The organism is Methanosarcina sp. UBA411 (assembly GCF_002495725.1).
In the GTDB taxonomy this organism is placed as follows: domain Archaea; phylum Halobacteriota; class Methanosarcinia; order Methanosarcinales; family Methanosarcinaceae; genus Methanosarcina.
The window spans coordinates 76,257-92,985 of record NZ_DAGK01000031.1; the positions used below are offsets into that span (position 1 = coordinate 76,257).

A 16,729-nucleotide genomic window follows, 5' to 3' on the forward strand; every position below is an offset into this window, starting at 1 on the left:
ATGTAATCCTGTATGTACTATTTTGTGAAGGCAAAAAAGTGTGGGATCTTGGAACTTGAAAAATCCCGAAGATAAAAGTTAAACATTGTATGTACAAAGAAAGGACTTTCTTTTCCTAAAATATGACAAATCCGTCCTTCTAGAAGAGTAAAAGATCTTAATATTTAATTATTACAGAAAAGAATTTTTATGAATTGATATTCTTTCACATAGACATCTATCATAAGACATCATAGGGCATAAACTCGTCAAGTGTCTTATATTTTTAATCTAGCAGATATCTAATACAGTTATAGTGATTAACAGTGTTATGACGTTTCAAGTTTTAAGATAAAGCTTTATCAAGTTTTAAATTCGTTTTTTGATTTTTATATAAGATTAGAAAAAAAAGTATGTTTATATGTTAATATTTCCCAGTTCATTTCGATTGCGAGTACTCTAGGATTAAATGGGAACTGGCAAGATAAAATAAAAACTGAATAAGATAAAAATACGGAGGATAAATAATGCGAAAAATTATGTTCAAAACAATATGTGTTTTCACGTTAGTATTTTTTGTCCTGTCAATGACAGGAGCAGCCGCCTGTAACAGCAATTGTAAAACAAAAACAGATGCAGTAAAAGATACGTATTCTATTAAACTTAAAAAATGTCCAAATACTGTTTATTGCTTTAACGTGCTGAGCAATGACAAAGGATGCAACCTTAAAGTTACAAAGACAGGAACTTTTACTACCAAACTGGGTGGCAAAGTGACTGTGAAGAGTAATGGCAAAATCTGCTACAAAGCACCAGCCAAATGTTGTTCTCAAAAATGTTCTTGCACTGACACTTTCACATACTGTGTAAAAGGTAAGGATGGAAAAACCGATTGCGCCCCCATTACATTGAAACTGAAATGTTCCACCTGCTAAAAGTACTTTCAAGCACTTCTCCAGTAGGTGCACTTATTGTAACTAAACGCATTAAAGGGAATAAGAAGTATTAACTTCAGGGATTTAACCCCATAATCCCTTAATGCTTTTAGTTGAATATTAAGGAAACAGTTCAATTCATTAATAGATGAAATTTGGCTCAGATTGTAACAGCTTTCTTCAAGAGGCTTGCTTACTGAGATTTGTAAATCATCGAATTCAGGCTTAAATCTATCGAAACATGATAGATAACACTTATTTTCTTGTTGGAACCAGATAAAAAATTCCGGTTTTTATTTAGAATATATTTCTTGAAAACTTTTTGGAAACGAAAACTTACCTTTAGAGACTAGAACTTGAGATTTCCTCCCCGCATACTGCAGACAATCGGGCTTTCTCCTTTTTTGCACATTCCATTCCATCTTCAACTGCTTCCCTGATAATGTATCCGGCCTTGTGAAGGATGGTGTCCCCAAGTTGAGGGTCTTTGTCCATGCTAGCGGTACAGGGATAAGAATGATGAGCACCTGAGATGGTCTCTTTATATTCAGGAGTGTCAGTCCAGCCGAGCTTTTTTGCCACAAACCAAGTGGAACCGCAAGGGGCATCTCTGAGGACGCCTGCTCCGATAAACATCTTTCCATCAGGGCTCATTTCTATTCTGAGCACAGGCTTCCCGAAACCAAGGTCAACGAACGCGTCTATAATTGGCTTTCCGGTTTTTTCAAGGGCACAGAATGGCTTTGGCCCCTCAAACTCAACTCCAATAGCTTCAAGCTCTTTTCTAAGCTGTTCAAGGACACCTGCAGGAGTTTTCTTTGAGTCTTCAGCAGGCGCTATCACGGCTTTTGCCTTCGTTTTCTTTACAACATCTGGGAGGGCTATAAGAAGGTCGGGATGAATGCCAATAGCAAGTATTAGATCGCATTCCGGAAATTTTTGAGGCATGTACTGTTCGGGCTGTTCTATAAATGTGGGCAGGTCTTGAGGAAATTCATGAATTCCTACGATCAGGTTTGCATATGACTTCCTGGCCTGCCTGCAGTGATTGCAAAGTTCTCCACAGGACACACAGAAATTTCCCGGATTGATCAAGTTCTGGATGACTTTTTTCCCAAGTTCGCCTGAGTAGAGTACAAGGATCTTCATAATTTACCCCTATTTTAAAGACTGTACAAGTTCCTTTTGTGATATTCTCATTCGTTTGAAATATAAAATTCCGGATTACTTTGTCCCCACAAAGAAAAACAGAGAAAGGAGATGAACGCAGAAATATTTGAGAAGTTGCTTGAGAAAAGGCTGATGCCCAGTTCTGGCAACACTCTCCTTTAATGCCTATCCGGTTTTCTAGATACATTGTAATTATTTGTTTCAATGTATAAATAAAGAGAGTTTCGAAATAGAAATCGGTATTCAGAACGAAACCTTGATTCATGTCTTTAGATTGCAAACTTCTAAGGATAGAGGCGAAAAATTCTGCTTTATAAGTGGATGTCATTTTTACAAGTTGCTATACGCGTAAATAGGCTTAGAAGCAAGGATGACGATGAGTTAGTACATTATTGGATTATAATTAAATAAACTGTTAATTAAGATAATCTAGTTTTAGTTCTCATAAATTATCTCTGTAATTAATACAATATCAATATTAATTTGAATCATACATATATTTTTATTTTCTAATTGGATTACTTATAATAATAAGTTATTTTAGAAAATTTATTCGGTTTATATATAGGCATACAAATATTTGTATATTTATAGAATATGGATTGGGAATACAACAATCTAAAGATTATATTTAGTGGAGAAAAAATTGGGGAGTATGGGCAAATGGGGAAGCAAATATTTAACAGAGTGAAAAGGACGCGGTATCCTTTCGTGGTGATCTTTTTTTAGTATTCGTGACGGCTGCAGCAGCTGAGAGCAATACAGGAAATGACAATAGTAACATATCGAATGACAGTAATTCAGATCAGAAAATATCAACTATGCCTAACATAGTTGAGGATCAGGGGAACACCTTTAACAATGTCGTCTTTAACAATGTCATCTTTAATAATGGTCCAAACTCAGAGAACACCTTTAATAATGTAACTTTTAAAAATGTGACCTTTAACAATGGGCCAAACATAGGTAACGTCGATAATAATGTATTAAATACCGCAAATAGTATGATCAATGGGTTAAATTCAGGAAATACTCCTAAAAACAATTTGAATTCAAGAATTTCTATTAACAACAGGCACAGTTCCAGAAGCAGCTCTAATAACGGACAGAACTCAGGAAACACATCTGATAACAGGTCAAATTCAGGGAATACATTTAATAATAGGTCAAATCCAGGGTATACATTCAATAATGGATCAAATTCAGGGTATACATATAATAATGGAAAGTATTCAGGAAATACAATAAATAAAGGACAAGATTCTGGGAATACAATAAATAATGGAAAAAACTCAGGAAATACAGTTAACCTCGGACAAGATTCTGGAAATACAATTAACAAAGGACAAAACTCTGGAAATACAATTAATAACGGACAAGAATCAGGGAACGCAGTAAATAATTAGTCGAATTCAGAGAACGCAAACATAGTAACTCGGGATGACAACGAGAAAAGATATTGCATATGTTACAGAGCATTGTAAACAGAATCTAGACTGTCGAACTGAAAGGAGTCCATTCCAAGATCAAGTGATTTTTAGGTTTTTATTAGGTTTAGTTCCTCACTTGATCTTAGAACCGGATCAGTAAAAAACTAGTATAAGCCAAAATAAGAATGGAAAACTTTGAAAAGATAATTAGAACAACTTAAATTAGTTGTTAATTTGTCTCCATATTAAACAGATCTTTTTCTTTCCTTGAAAAATAAAAAGAAAGTTTAATAAATATAAGATTAAGATTGACTTTATTGCTCTTAATCTTCTTTCTCTATTCATTCTCCCAGTTTCAAGGCCCCATGCGGGCACATCTTAATGCACACGCCGCACTGAATACATTTCTTTTCATCTACTAGTACATTCCAGGCGTTGTCAAAAGAATACACATTCATAGGGCAGACTGAAATACAGGCTCCGCATTCGATACATTCTTCCTCATCTCTGTGAATAGGTCTGTCCAGTATAGAAACTATAGCTCCTCTCGATTCCAGGGCATGTTTGATTTTATCGAACTTGAGATCATTCACATCCGCTATTAGTTCCCCATAGGTTGAGTCGATATTTGCAACCATTATATTAATCAGGATTCCGGTTTCGACTATGGACTCGGAAATGATAGGGTTGTGGATTCTCTCGGTAGGAATAGTGATCTTGATTTTCACGCTCAGTACCTCCTTGCAAGAAGTTTGCTGATGTTGTCACTTGTTATTATTCCGATAACCCGCCTCTGAGCATCGATAACCGGCATCGCAGATACTCCATAACGATCCAGCCTTCTAGCTGCAAGGTCCACAGGCTCGTTAGGAGCGCAGGTCAGCACCTTTTTCGTCATAACGCTCTCTACCGAATCAAAACAATTCTCTGCAACGGCCTTTGAGATATCCCAGGCAGTTAGGATCCCTACTAGTTCACCAGTGTCGGAGGTCACAGCCAGATGGTTAAAAGAGTTCTCCCAGATTTTCTTTGCAGCGTCCTGGACAGTTTGATCTCTTTTGATGGTCACAATAAAACTGGACATTACATCTTTTACAAGAGGTACAACCTGCGTCTCTTTCATGGGTTTGGCAGCCCCTTCAACAGACAGTCTTTCCACTGGCATGCTGACAAAGAATTTCCCGCGCTTAACCCATTCTTTTAATTCATTTGCGATCTTTCTCGCGTTCTTGAAACTGGAAAGAGAGGACGTGGGCACGTCTTTTTCGTCAATCTGCACCGAGCCTGATCTGAGTTCGGCATAATTCACATTTCTGATAACTGGCTTGTCCCGGCTTCCCACAGCATAATCCTGAATAGTGGTTACAATATCCTCATCCCGGACTGCAGTTGCAGCAGCAAGTTTTTCGTTAAGAATAGGGATGGGGATTCCAATTCCCATGTAAAGAGTAGCTCCGTATCCGGTAAAAGAAGCAGCTCTCAAGTAATCAGGATTCATCTCCTTCAAGTTACCTTTGAGCATCAGAGTTCCAAAACCAGAAGAAGGAGAATGTTGAGTTCCGTTCCCTATAACATAGCCCTGAGCGCCTCCCATGAAAATTCTTGTTCCCATGCCTATGGTTTCATAATTAGGGTCATTTGATAGAGGAGATAGAACCCCTGCCCCTGAATAGGTTACATTTCCGAAATTGGGCAGAAGCTCACCCATATAGGTATTCAGAATCCTTTTGGAACTGTTGGTTGCTGCTGCGTATTTCTGGTAGGCGTTTCTTGGGTTAAGAAGAACGGCTTCATTGAGGTCTTCAAGGGTAATTATCGTATCAAGCACTTTCCTTGGATAACAGTCCGTCCCATATGAAGTCGCATGAACATCGATCTCTTTCCCCCTGAGGAGATCCTCAATAACATGAGCCCCACCATACTGGATTCCCCTTGTATCTGAGATCTGGGCAGCCCCCAGGTAAGCATCTACAGCTGCCAGTCCGCTGTATGCTTCTACATTGTTGAACCAGATTTTCTGAATTTTAATAGGAGGCTCGGAATGCCCCAGGTTAAGCATTAAGCCGGATGAGCACATAGCTCCGAATGTGCCTGTCGTAACCACATCCACTTCTTTTGCAGCCCCTTCAGCGCCAAGTTCCTCAACAATTGTGACCATTTCCTCCGCCGTCACTACATTGACGCTTCCATCTTCAATTTTTTTATTAATCTCATGAATCGATTTTTTTATCATTGGGGTTTTCCTCTTTTTACAGATTATCTAGATGGTAATATTTGCAAGAATTATATATTACTTATGATAATGCCAAAGGCAACAGCCCTCTCAGAAGACTTGAAAAGCTGTACCTGAATAGGATTTATCTTCAAATTTTCAGGTTTATACCCTAAGTTCAATAAATAATATTCACATTTGCGGACCATATATTACTTGTGATAATTGAAAAAATTCTTTCATTCTTTTATTATATAGTCTCATTATGAATAGATAATAATAGTACTTGTGGTACACAGTTTGAATATCCAGGGGCTCTTCAGATTGAAGGCAGGGTTAATCTCAGTAAGTTTCTTATGCTTACAGGATATACCCGAGGCCAGGTGATCTGTTGACACGTATACTTGCTACCGGGACTTTTGACATTCTCCATCCCGGACATATTTATTTTCTGACCCAGGCCCGAGCTCTGGGAGATGAGCTTTTCGTTATTGTTGCCAGAGACTCAAATATAAATCACAAACCAAAACCAGTTGTGCCAGAGGAGCAGAGGCTGGAGATGGTAAATGCACTCGGGATAGTAAATAAAGCGCTTCTTGGCAGCGAAAAAGATATGTTTGAACCCCTGAAGCAGATCAGGCCGGATATAATTGCTTTGGGTTACGACCAGCGCTTTGACGCCGAGCTTCTGGAAAAAGAACTTGCAAAAAGAGGGCTTTCTGCAAATGTGGTCAGGATTCCACTTTCAAAAGAATGCCCACTTTGCAGTACAGGTTCAATCATAAAAGAGGTGCTTAAACGGTATGGGTAAACCTGCCCACACCGTTCCTCGATTCGATTAATACCTGTTATTCGTTACTCATACCTTTTTCAGGAGATATTCACAGAATCTGATTTATAAAAATACTTTTTCAAGTCTTTCAAGAGCTTCCCTGATTCTGTCAATTGATGTTGCATAGGAAATCCTGATGAAATCCTCGCCTGACGAACCAAAGGCGATTCCAGGCGTAACTGCTACCTGAGCTTCTTTCAGGAGCCTTTCTGCCACCTGAGTTCCATTTCCATACTCGCTGACATTAGCAAAAGCATAAAAAGCTCCATCTGGCTTTTTACATTCAAGCCCCATTTTATTCAGGCCGTCGATAAGAACATCGCGACGTACCTTAAAACGATCAACCATTGCTTTAACACTATCCTGAGGCCCTTGAAGAGCTTCAAGCCCACCGTACTGAACAAACGTAGTCGCACTGCTTACCGAATGAGACTGAATTTTAAGCAGGAGTTTGAGAATTTCAGGAGGTGCAGTGAGGTAGCCGAGTCTCCAACCTGTCATGGCATATGCCTTGGAAAAACCATTTACTGTGACAGTTCTTTCCTGCATTCCGTCAAAGCTGCCAATGCTGATATGCTCCCTGTCATAGATAATTTTCTCATATATCTCATCTGAGACTACTACGAGGTCATGGTCAATTGCAAGGTCGGCAATACATTGCAAAGTTTTTTTCCCGAAGACTCCACCTGTTGGGTTTCCTGGACTATTTACAACTATGAGCTTGGTTTTATCAGTTATATATTCCTCAAAATTGTCCGGAATGAAACCTTTTTCAGGGACTGTCGGAACCCAGACCGTTTCCGCCCCTGCAAAACGTATGCATGCGTCATAAGTTACCCATGAAGGATTAAACAGAAGAGCCTGATCCCCATCATTAAGAACGCTCATCATTATCTCAAAAATTCCCTGTTTTGCTCCGGGGGTAACAAGCACACCTGTCTCAGTTACATCGAGGTTGTTTTCCGTCCTGAATTTTTCGGCAATGGCTGCCCTTAGTTCAGGGATACCTCCAGAGGGGGCGTAGTGGGTTTTTCCCTCATACATAGCCTTTGCCGCAGCATCGCAGATATTTTTAGGGGTATTGAAATCAGGTTCACCAAGGCTGAAATTGATTACGTCTGTACCCTCTTTAATCATTCTGGTCGCAATATTGGAGATCCTTATCGTTGCAGATTCTTCTACACGCTTGAGCCTTGCGGATGACATAGGGATGGTCCTGGTTTATTACATTTGCTAGTTTATAGAGATCATAAATTCATAACCGCCGCACCAGCTTTACTGCAGCTTCAACGGCACGCTTTGCATAGTCCACACGTTCATGAGCCGCCATACGGGTCATGCCTGGGCCAGGAATACCGAGAGTTACAGGCTTATTAAACTCAAGAGAAAGATCCATGATCTTCCTTGCAGCATGCTGCATAACCACCTGGTCATGGTCAGTCTCGCCTTCGATTACAGATCCTATAGTAACTACGGCATCGATATCGTCCCTCTGGCAAAGCTTCTTGATCGCAAGGGGCATGTCAAAAACCCCTGGGACAAGAATGGTCTCTTTCACTGTTGCCCCCAGGAACTCCGCGTGTTCCCTTCCAAGCAGTTCCATCTGATAGGTCAGATCCCTGTTAAATTCAGCTACAACAAATCCTAGGCTGATAGTCATCTGATAAGGTCTCCAGTCTTTGTTTTTACATAAATTGCTTCACGTTCTTAATGGGCCTGCATCTTCAAAGCCTTGCCTTTGACCGGTGCCGGCTTCTCGAATTAACTTTTCAGGTTTGAAGAGCAGCTTTATTACATTTAAAGCGTGTTCTCGGGTTCTTCTGTCCATAAGGAAAGCAAGTTCTTTCTCATCCTTTCCTTCATTTTCATGGACAAAGACCTCGATAATATGGGTATTGGTCATGAGCTGGGCCATAATAAGGCCCTGGGAAGCTTCATGAGCACATATCTTATCCTGTTCTTTAGCTCCGGGCATACCAAGGGCCATAACGATATCGCATCCTTCTTCTTCAATAAGTTTCTTGGCTGCAACCGGAAGGTCCTTTATCCCGGGCACGGTTACTCTTTTAATTTTTACAGATACATTTTTCTGTATCTCGTCAATTGCCGCACGCCCCATATTATAGCGTGCGAATGTGGTATCTGCAATTCCTATTGTGGGCATGTGAATCCGATCGGAATTTCAAGATTAAAATCTTTTTTCCGGGTTTTCCTGAAAAAGGCTGGTAGATATACAGAATGTATATCTATAGTTTTTATCCTGTTCAGGCCCTGTCAATAACCCTGGCTGCAGCTTCTGTACCTGCTCCCAGGCTGTCAATGTAACCACGCTTATTTAGTACGATTTCCAGCTGCTGGATGGTTGAAAGCACATCCCTTGCAGTGACATTTCCCATGCTACCTATTCTGAAAATCTTGCCTTTAAGACGTTCCTGTCCGCCTGCAATGATTACACCCCGCTTCTTCATATCGCTCTTTATGTCCTCGCCATCAATGCCTGCTGGAGCTTTCATAGCAGAGACCGTATTGGAATAATGGCTGTACTCATTAAGCTGCGGGAACATCTCGATATTCAGCTCGGCAACTGCTGCTCTTACGGCTTCGGAAAGAGTCCTGTGCCTCTTAATCCTTGCCTCCATTCCTTCCTCTTTTACAATGTGCAAAGCTTCCTGAAGGGCGTAGAACAGAGGAATCGCAGGCGTATAAGGCGTTTCGGGTCTGGGTTTATCTCCACTCTTCTTATATGCCAGAAGGTCGTTATAGTAAGGCTTTTTTGTTACTCCTTTCATAGCCTCAAAAGCCTTTTCACTTACGGAAACGATTGAAAGTCCAGGAGGAGCTGCAAGGCACTTCTGTGAACCTACAACTGCAATGTCAATTCCCCATTCATCGACCTTTACATCGTCTCCTCCAAGGGAGGTCACGCCGTCCATAATAAAGAGAGCATCATGCTTTTTGGCAAGTTTACCAATTTCTGCAGCCGGGTTAAGAATACCTGCAGAGGTCTCGTTGTGGACGAGAGTGATGGCTTTTGCCCCTTCCTCGAGTTTTTCCTTGACAACTTCAAGGTCAATCGGAAGACCCCAATCAAACACAACAGGAACTACTTCCGAATATAGAGCTGCAATATCTTTAAAGCGCTCTCCAAACTTTCCGTTTTCTATGGCTATAACTTTGTCCTCGCTTCCAGCCAGAGACCCGACAGCAGCTTCCATTCCTGCCGTTCCAGAACCACTCAGCAAGAAAATATCATTCTTTGTCTGGAAAACATTGGAGAGAATTTCCCTGCAATCGGTGTAAATACCAGCAAATTCCGGACTCCGGTGGTTGATCATCGGTTTCGACATAGCTCTAAGGACTCTGGGTGCAACAGGTACGGGACCAGGCATCATGAGAAGAGTATCTTCCAGATCCATATGTATTATGCTCCACATTTTCAAAGATTTAATTGATTTTTGTTTTTTATTTGTTTAATGGGGTTGTGTTATTATGCAGTATTAAATATCTGCAGATCTTAAATAATTCAGAGTAATATCATTTTGATACGGTGTGCCCGAAAGGCATGCAGTGTATCTTATATTTTATATTGGAAATTTTTAGATTAGGGGATTTCAACGGATTTATTAAATTAATATAGTTTGGAGGAGTTAAGCATTAAATCCAAATTAGAGATCAGGTTTAATTGAATCCTAGTATATAATTGATGTGCTTTCCAAGCTCTGATCCCGAATACCGCCCTATAAGGAGAACAGATTTCAATTATTAACCCTGGAGAAGCGTCATTACGTCATGTTTTGTCACGACGCCGATAACTGATCCTTTTTCCATTACTAGCACAGCAGGATTTCCTTCTAGTATATGTGAAACAACTGAGATAGAAATGCCTGGAGATACCGCCGGGAAGGACTCCCCCATTATTTCGGAAACTCTCAATTGGGAAATTGATTTTTTCTTACTTTCGGCCATCAATTTCACTATCATGTCCTCTGAAACGCTTCCAACCGGAATTCCCCCGTCAAGCACAGGAACCTGTGAGAAACCGTGAGTCTGCATCAGATTTACTGCTGCTTCCACGGAATCGTCCGGAGAAACATGGATTACAGGGGAATGCATCAGATCTATTATAATAATCTGCTGTTCCTTTTCAACTTCCTCAAAAGCATCAAAGATTTTCCTGACAGTTGAAAGCCTGGGATCTACATCTCCTGATTCTATACGAGCTATAAGGGGCTGGCTTACACCGGCCCTTTTAGCCAGATCGCTCTGGGTAAGCCCGAGTTCATTTCTTCTTTTTTTAAGATCTTCGGGTGTTGGAAGCTGCATATATATTACCGATAGTAATTATGATATTTAATATCATTGGTTAACATAATTTGTAAAGTTTAAATATAAGTGGATATTAAATCCCGACCATCATTTTCGGAAAACTCTAAGATATAAGTGAATAAAAAGAGAGAAATTTAAAAAATTGTCGACTTTAAAGATCGATTAATAAAAACATAATGTTAAAAATAATTAGACTGTGAGAAAAATAAGTTAGTAAAAAAGGAAAAAAGGAAAAAATAAAAATAAGGTAAAACTTTTTTTTAACATTTTTACTCAAAGTAAGAAGGATTCTCTATCTCCTTAGATTTCCTTGTCCTGAGCTCGCCTCTTATAGCCTCGTAATACTTCATCGTATCCGAAGTAACCGAAGGCCCAGTTTCTGCTATTGCTCTAAGGAAGTGCTTCTGCATGACATTTTTTGCGTGAAGATCCTCACGCAGAGCAAGCCTTCCTGCCTTTTTGCATACGGCTGCAATATCTGCACCAGTATACTGATCGGTCATTGAAACGAGCTTTTCGAGATCAACATCCTCTGCAAGCGCCATTTTTTCAGTATGAACCTTGAAGATCTCCCTGCGAGCTCCCTCGTCAGGGATCGGAACAAGAATCAGTTCATCAAAACGACCTGGTCGGATAAGAGCAGGATCAATGACATCAGGACGATTTGTTGCGCCAATTACTACTACAGCCCTGAGTTCTTCAAGCCCATCCATCTCGGAGAGAAGCTGATTGAGAATTCTTGCCGTAACCTGAGGCTCACCTGTAGAAGCAACGCGAATGGGCGCAAGCGAATCAAGTTCGTCCAGAAAAATGATTGAAGGAGCAACTTGCCTTGCCCGTGTAAATACCTCAGCAATCCTTTTCTCGGATTCCCCATACCATTTGGAAAGCAGATCACTTCCCTTGGCTGTGATAAAATTAGCATCTGATTCGTGGGCTATTGCCTTTGCAAGAAGAGTCTTTCCCGTACCGGGAGGACCATATAGAAGAACACCTTTAGGAGCTTCAACTCCTATATCTCTGTAAGATTCCGGATTTTTAAGAGGCCATTCTACTGCCTCTTTGAGGAGACTTTTTACTTCTTCTAAGCCTCCTACGTCGTCCCAACTGACAGTAGGAACCTCAATCAAGATTTCCCTTATTGCCGATGGCTGGACATCTTTAAGAGCATTCTCAAAATCTTCTCTTATTACTTGGAGGGAATCCAGAATTTCAGCCGGAATTTCAGGTTCATTGAGATTGATTTTCGGCAAAACCCGCCTTAGAGCGCTCATAGCCGCTTCCCTGCACAGGGCAGCAATATCAGCTCCTACGAACCCGTATGTTATTTGAGCAAAATCCATAAGATTCACGTCTTCAGCAAGAGGCATTCCCCTAGTATGAATCTGGAAAATTTCTAACCTTCCATCCGTATCCGGGACTCTGAGTTCAATTTCTCGATCAAACCTACCAGGGCGGCGGAGTGCTACGTCCAGGGCTTCAGGACGGTTAGTTGACCCTATGACAATTACATTCTTACGAGCCTTAAGCCCGTCCATAAGGGAGAGAAGCTGAGCAACTACTCTCCTTTCGACTTCCCCGGTTACTTCAGCCCGCTTAGGGGCGATGGAATCGATTTCATCCAGGAAAATAATTGCAGGAGCATTCTTTTCTGCATCCTCGAAAATTTCCCTTATTGCCCTTTCAGACTCCCCGTAATATTTGGACATAATTTCCGGGCCATTGATAGAAATGAAGTAGGCATCGGACTCGTTTGCAACTGCTTTTGCAAGCATTGTCTTGCCCGTACCTGGAGGGCCGTGGAGCAGTACTCCTTTTGGAGCATCGATTCCAAGCCTGTCAAAAAGCTCAGGGTGCTTCAAAGGCAACTCTATCATTTCCCGAACTTTCCCGATGGCTTCTTTTAGCCCACCTAGGTCTTCATACATAACAGTAGGAATATTCTGCTCAGGAGTTACTTCGGTCGCTTCAGGCAAAAGCTCAACCTGTGTTAAGTCTGTAATCTTTACTATTCCCGACGGAGAAGTAGAAACTACCTGAAGTTTTATTTCCCCAAGCCCAAAAGATGGACCAAAGCCCTGGCCGAAAAAATCTTGGAAGAAATCCTCAAACATAACTCCCTTACCGAAAGTCTCCCTTTCCCTAGATTTTCTTAAGCTTGTGGTTGAAATAAAGTCTCCCTTTGAAACCGTGCGGTTCATGAATACGGCTTTAAGGGTTTCACTGGGAGCGTAGATCTGCATGCCCTTGACCACAGGCGCAAAAGTCACGCTTTTTGCTTCTTTCCAGTCGGCTTTGCGAATATCCACATATTCCCCTAGACCGATTTTTGCATTAATGCGGATAAGCCCATCCATACGTATAATATCAAGTCCCGAATCGCTAGGATATGGACGTCCTATCAGGGCTGAAGTCGATTTTCCTCCTTTGATTTCCACAACATCGAAGGGTTTGAGTCCCATCTTTTCCCTGAAGCTTTCATCTATCCGGACAATGCCTTTTCCAACGTCCCGTTGATCGGCTTCTGCAACTTTCAATTTTATCGTTGTTTTATCCCTATCAGTCAAATAATACCCCCCCTATCCCAATCAGTAAAAATGTTTCAATCATTAAAAGTGTCAGGAAATTCTTGCAAAAATAAAATCAGCGGCATTCAGGTTGATCAACCTCATTCGCCTGCCTTCTTTGCCTCTTCAGCAAGTCTTTTAAGTTTATACGGATTGGAGCCTCCTTGAATAGTTTTGGAAGATTTTCCAGGTTATGTTCCATATAGAATATCCTCGCAGCCTCTCAGTTATCTAATTGATAAGCCATGCAACTCCCATTTTATAGGGGATCTGCCAGATTAAATATCCGTCCATATGAGTCCTATAGTGACTCTCGATTGCTGCCATCTTCGCGATGGATAAAAGTACCTCATACAAAATGGAAGTCATTATAACAGGGTATTACAGACTTTTATCTTTTCAGGAGAATCTTCATCTCCCTCTCCTTTATCTGAGGAAAAACTGAAAGCTACGTTATACTCTTTAATCAGTCTCATCTGACCCTCAACATCAGGCTCTTTAAATGACCGCTGACCCGTCAACAGGTGCTTGAGTATTTGATACCTGAGGCGACTTCTTAAGTATGAGCTTCAAAAAAATGCTTTTATCTCCATAGTATGTTTCCAAACTACGTTTATATATATGGGGGCGTATTCTAATTTAGAAATACTATTACTGGCTTATCCATAGCGCTTTTCTTCGCCGGATTCCCAGCTGAGATTGTAATGGAATAACTCAAAAAAGAATGGAAGCGGAAAATTCGATTTAAAACGTAGTGAAACTGGAAAAAAGAGAAAGATGGAAAAAGTAAATAAAAATTAAAAAGAGATGAGAATCATTTAGAGTTTGAGTTCCTTAGCCATTTCCTGAAAGACTTTTCCTTTGTCAGTAGTGATGAAAAGTCCATTTTCATGTCTGATAAGCTCTTTTTCTTTCAACATTTCAAGGTATTTCTGGGCAATGTTGAAATTCAAATTAACTTCATATACAATATGAGTTTTCTTCGCCCCGTTCATTGCTACTCTTAAAATATCTACTGCAATATCAGTTCTGCTCCTTCTCTTAATACTGACTCCTCCCCCACTATAGATTTCAAAATAATCTTTGCAAGAAATTACGCTCTAAAAATATTAAAGCATATCTTTTTGTAGGTAACAAAGATTCTAAGTCTTTATCGTTTTCCTTTCTATATAACAATATCAGTGCTATATATAATATCAAGTTATAAAGAAAAAAGAATTTGATGTACAAATTCCGCTTGCAGCTAGAGAAAAAGGGAAATTCCCACAGAAAAAATAGGAAATAGCTCTCAATTAAGTTTTTTTGAAACAGAAGTTAGAGTTAAAGAAGAATATGTCTCTAAAGCGTATAAAAAAAACCAAAAAGATGAGCAAAAGTAAATATATAGGACTAAACTGTTCAGAATCTAAGAAGCTTATGAAAATAAATTATTTATGACATTTAATGAAGCATATATGGAAATTACTGGAAATATTGGAATGAAAAGGTTTGTTTGGTGTAATATTCGTTTTCTTTATAGTGATGGACCCCTGATATATCAATTCTATCTGCTCTTTCCCAAAAAAAGCATATAATTCTCCATGCGTGTAAATATAGAAAATGAGAGTATTGCAGATTTCTCAATGCTGAAATCTTTTTACGTGAAATCACTAGGACCACGATATTTTAAAAGGTTTTATGAGATTTTGAGGGAGACATACTCTTGAGCCAAAGAAGAAGTTTAGCAACAGGCACATGTGCGGCAACTCAAGAGAAAAAGTTTAGAAGCAAAAATAATCTACTTGCTTGTCATTTAGTACTAATCCAATAAAGTCTTGAAATTTCTGAAATAAATAATTTTAAAACGTTGATATGATTTAAAGCGTATATTATTTTGAGTAATTTTCCATCGTTTAACCTAGATAAAAGAAGAATAAAAAGTTGTATAAAAGTTAACAGCTGTTTTTTGACATGGTGGAGATAAAATAAAATTTTTAGGGAAATCAAAACTCACAAAATTGCAAGCAAAAACAAAAATATCATATAATTTAATACGGTTGCCTCAATCCAGATTGGATCATGTTGAATAAACTGCTCATATTTCAAAACAGAATACAATGATAAGCCTTTGTATGTAATTTCCCTTGATGAAGAGTTTGATGGAAAAATTAGCGTTGTACAACCAGAGATAAAATCTGACCTTGAAGAAATACTTGAAGCATTAGGAAAATAAGGTCAATACGTTCTTAGAATCAGAAAACAAGGATGTTAAAATGAGTGGGCCCGCTGAGATTCGAACTCAGGATCCCCGCCGTGTAAAGGCGATGTCATAACCGACTAGACCACGAGCCCATTTTGCTTACATTTACAGAATCGCTCTAAGTGCAAGACCAAAATGTCATAAGTTATATATAACTCTTTTGTTAGAAGAGAACTTCAGGGATGACCTGAAAACCAATTAATGTGTTAAATTAGACTCTTACTCACCAAATAAATCTCTTACTATACTAATGAGATTGCTGTCAATAGTAAATGAAACTGCTTTACAATAAATGATAAACTCTTACTATACCAAGTGATTTTTATTACAAATAATGGGAGAGACTCTGATCGACGTTTATTTATGTAGGTGGTCACGTTTCAACCAGGAAATAACATTCAATCTATCAAAATATCAAATATCTTTATATATAAAAAATAAACGATTAAATAGAATGATCCTTTGCTTTTGAAATATTAATTTTTCCACATATAGTCGAGCTCGAAGAAATTCAGGGAATATAAAGACGCCAAGCAAAATATACTTATAGTAGATTAGCATGATTTAGTTTGTGAGCGGGTCTCTATTTTGTAAGATAACCCCAACCCCCCAACACCCCAATTCATACTCCCCAACCCGCTCATCCTATACTTGTAAAAAATAGAAATGCTTATATAGGTGTAACTTAACCCAGTAGTTATCGATTTTACATTTACGATTTTACATCAAAAAGGAAAAATTCCAGTTAGGGAAATAAATCTGAAATTATAAATTCTAACATATAGAAATGAAAAGCTATTTATAAGATGAACAGATATTCATGTCGAGTGAGCGGGTCTCTTTTCCATAGTATAACCCCAAAACAATATCCCCCAACTATTTCCCCCAACTATTCCCCAAACTCTCCAACCCGCTCACAAATTGTTTTTTGCCTGTTTTTACCTATTTTTGAAGTTTGAAAATTTTTATAATTAAATAGCAGTTGTAGGTCTACTTAATCTGCCCGGACTTGTTTAAGATTGTGCCATTTTAATGAAAT

The 16,729-nt window shown here is 39.3% G+C and carries 13 protein-coding genes and 1 tRNA gene; 3 read left to right on the forward strand and 11 right to left on the reverse strand.

The annotated features are described in order from the left end of the window. Positions 1-506 precede the first annotated feature (506 nt). A complete protein-coding gene (locus tag BP861_RS11550) occupies positions 507-914 on the forward strand; it encodes an Ig-like domain-containing protein (protein ID WP_292375668.1) in 408 nt (135 codons plus the stop codon). Positions 915-1,256: 342 nt separating this feature from the next. On the opposite strand, the gene BP861_RS11555 is transcribed toward BP861_RS11550, so the two are convergent. Beyond that, on the reverse strand, positions 1,257-2,063 hold the full coding sequence (locus tag BP861_RS11555) for a DUF166 domain-containing protein (protein WP_292375670.1): 807 nt from the start codon (positions 2,061-2,063) through the stop codon (positions 1,257-1,259). Positions 2,064-2,905: 842 nt separating this feature from the next. Between BP861_RS11555 and BP861_RS11560 the strand changes: the two genes are divergently transcribed. Next, positions 2,906-3,490: a hypothetical protein gene (locus BP861_RS11560; protein WP_292375672.1), complete on the forward strand. Its 585-nt coding sequence runs from the start codon at positions 2,906-2,908 to the stop codon at positions 3,488-3,490. 365 nt (positions 3,491-3,855) lie between these two features. Here BP861_RS11560 and BP861_RS11565 read toward each other — a convergent pair whose 3' ends face one another. Together BP861_RS11565 and BP861_RS11570 are read right to left on the reverse strand one after the other, a co-directional pair. Beyond that, positions 3,856-4,242 carry a 4Fe-4S binding protein gene (locus BP861_RS11565; protein ID WP_292375674.1) on the reverse strand — a complete coding sequence of 129 codons (387 nt, stop codon included), beginning with the start codon at positions 4,240-4,242 and terminating at the stop codon, positions 3,856-3,858. 2 nt (positions 4,243-4,244) lie between these two features. Continuing rightward, positions 4,245-5,747 carry an L-aspartate semialdehyde sulfurtransferase gene (locus BP861_RS11570; protein ID WP_292375676.1) on the reverse strand — a complete coding sequence of 501 codons (1,503 nt, stop codon included), beginning with the start codon at positions 5,745-5,747 and terminating at the stop codon, positions 4,245-4,247. Between the two features lie 346 nt (positions 5,748-6,093). Here BP861_RS11570 and BP861_RS11575 point away from each other — a divergent pair, with 346 nt between their 5' ends. Then, positions 6,094-6,537 (forward strand): FAD synthase, encoded by a 444-nt coding sequence (locus tag BP861_RS11575; protein ID WP_292376061.1) that lies wholly within the window; start codon positions 6,094-6,096, stop codon positions 6,535-6,537. Positions 6,538-6,621: 84 nt separating this feature from the next. Here the strand turns inward: BP861_RS11575 and BP861_RS11580 are convergent, their stop codons facing one another. From BP861_RS11580 to BP861_RS11615, 8 genes are all read right to left on the reverse strand, one after another. Then, on the reverse strand, positions 6,622-7,764 hold the full coding sequence (locus BP861_RS11580) for a pyridoxal phosphate-dependent aminotransferase (RefSeq protein ID WP_292375678.1): 1,143 nt from the start codon (positions 7,762-7,764) through the stop codon (positions 6,622-6,624). 49 nt (positions 7,765-7,813) lie between these two features. Further along, the gene (gene ribH / locus BP861_RS11585) at positions 7,814-8,218 is read right to left on the reverse strand and encodes a 6,7-dimethyl-8-ribityllumazine synthase (RefSeq protein WP_048108716.1); all 405 of its coding nucleotides are present in this window, start codon (positions 8,216-8,218) and stop codon (positions 7,814-7,816) included. 39 nt (positions 8,219-8,257) lie between these two features. Then, positions 8,258-8,722, reverse strand: a complete 465-nt coding sequence (ribC, locus tag BP861_RS11590; RefSeq protein WP_292375683.1) for a riboflavin synthase — start codon at positions 8,720-8,722, stop codon at positions 8,258-8,260. Between the two features lie 100 nt (positions 8,723-8,822). Continuing rightward, positions 8,823-9,974 carry a pyridoxal-phosphate-dependent aminotransferase family protein gene (locus BP861_RS11595; RefSeq protein WP_292375685.1) on the reverse strand — a complete coding sequence of 384 codons (1,152 nt, stop codon included), beginning with the start codon at positions 9,972-9,974 and terminating at the stop codon, positions 8,823-8,825. A gap of 346 nt (positions 9,975-10,320) precedes the next feature. Continuing rightward, a complete protein-coding gene (locus BP861_RS11600) occupies positions 10,321-10,881 on the reverse strand; it encodes a CBS domain-containing protein (RefSeq protein WP_292375688.1) in 561 nt (186 codons plus the stop codon). A 272-nt stretch (positions 10,882-11,153) separates the two neighbouring features. Further along, the gene (locus BP861_RS11605) at positions 11,154-13,451 is read right to left on the reverse strand and encodes a CDC48 family AAA ATPase (protein ID WP_292375690.1); all 2,298 of its coding nucleotides are present in this window, start codon (positions 13,449-13,451) and stop codon (positions 11,154-11,156) included. 818 nt (positions 13,452-14,269) lie between these two features. Further along, positions 14,270-14,446 carry a winged helix-turn-helix domain-containing protein gene (locus BP861_RS11610; RefSeq protein ID WP_230627482.1) on the reverse strand — a complete coding sequence of 59 codons (177 nt, stop codon included), beginning with the start codon at positions 14,444-14,446 and terminating at the stop codon, positions 14,270-14,272. Positions 14,447-15,708: 1,262 nt separating this feature from the next. After that, a tRNA-Val gene (locus BP861_RS11615) sits at positions 15,709-15,782 on the reverse strand. Between the last annotated feature and the right edge of the window lie 947 nt (positions 15,783-16,729).

Bases quoted from the DNA above. Each gene is read 5' to 3' on its own strand.
- BP861_RS11555 (WP_292375670.1), bottom strand. From the start codon at position 2,063: ATGAAGATCCTTGTACTCTACTCAGGCGAACTTGGGAAAAAAGTCATC.
- BP861_RS11560 (WP_292375672.1), top strand. From the start codon at position 2,906: ATGCCTAACATAGTTGAGGATCAGGGGAACACCTTTAACAATGTCGTC.
- BP861_RS11550 (WP_292375668.1), top strand. From the start codon at position 507: ATGCGAAAAATTATGTTCAAAACAATATGTGTTTTCACGTTAGTATTT.
- BP861_RS11610 (WP_230627482.1), bottom strand. From the start codon at position 14,446: ATGAACGGGGCGAAGAAAACTCATATTGTATATGAAGTTAATTTGAAT.
- ribC (WP_292375683.1), bottom strand. From the start codon at position 8,722: ATGCCCACAATAGGAATTGCAGATACCACATTCGCACGCTATAATATG.
- ribH (WP_048108716.1), bottom strand. From the start codon at position 8,218: ATGACTATCAGCCTAGGATTTGTTGTAGCTGAATTTAACAGGGATCTG.
- BP861_RS11580 (WP_292375678.1), bottom strand. From the start codon at position 7,764: ATGTCATCCGCAAGGCTCAAGCGTGTAGAAGAATCTGCAACGATAAGG.
- BP861_RS11570 (WP_292375676.1), bottom strand. From the start codon at position 5,747: ATGATAAAAAAATCGATTCATGAGATTAATAAAAAAATTGAAGATGGA.
- BP861_RS11595 (WP_292375685.1), bottom strand. From the start codon at position 9,974: ATGGATCTGGAAGATACTCTTCTCATGATGCCTGGTCCCGTACCTGTT.
- BP861_RS11600 (WP_292375688.1), bottom strand. From the start codon at position 10,881: ATGCAGCTTCCAACACCCGAAGATCTTAAAAAAAGAAGAAATGAACTC.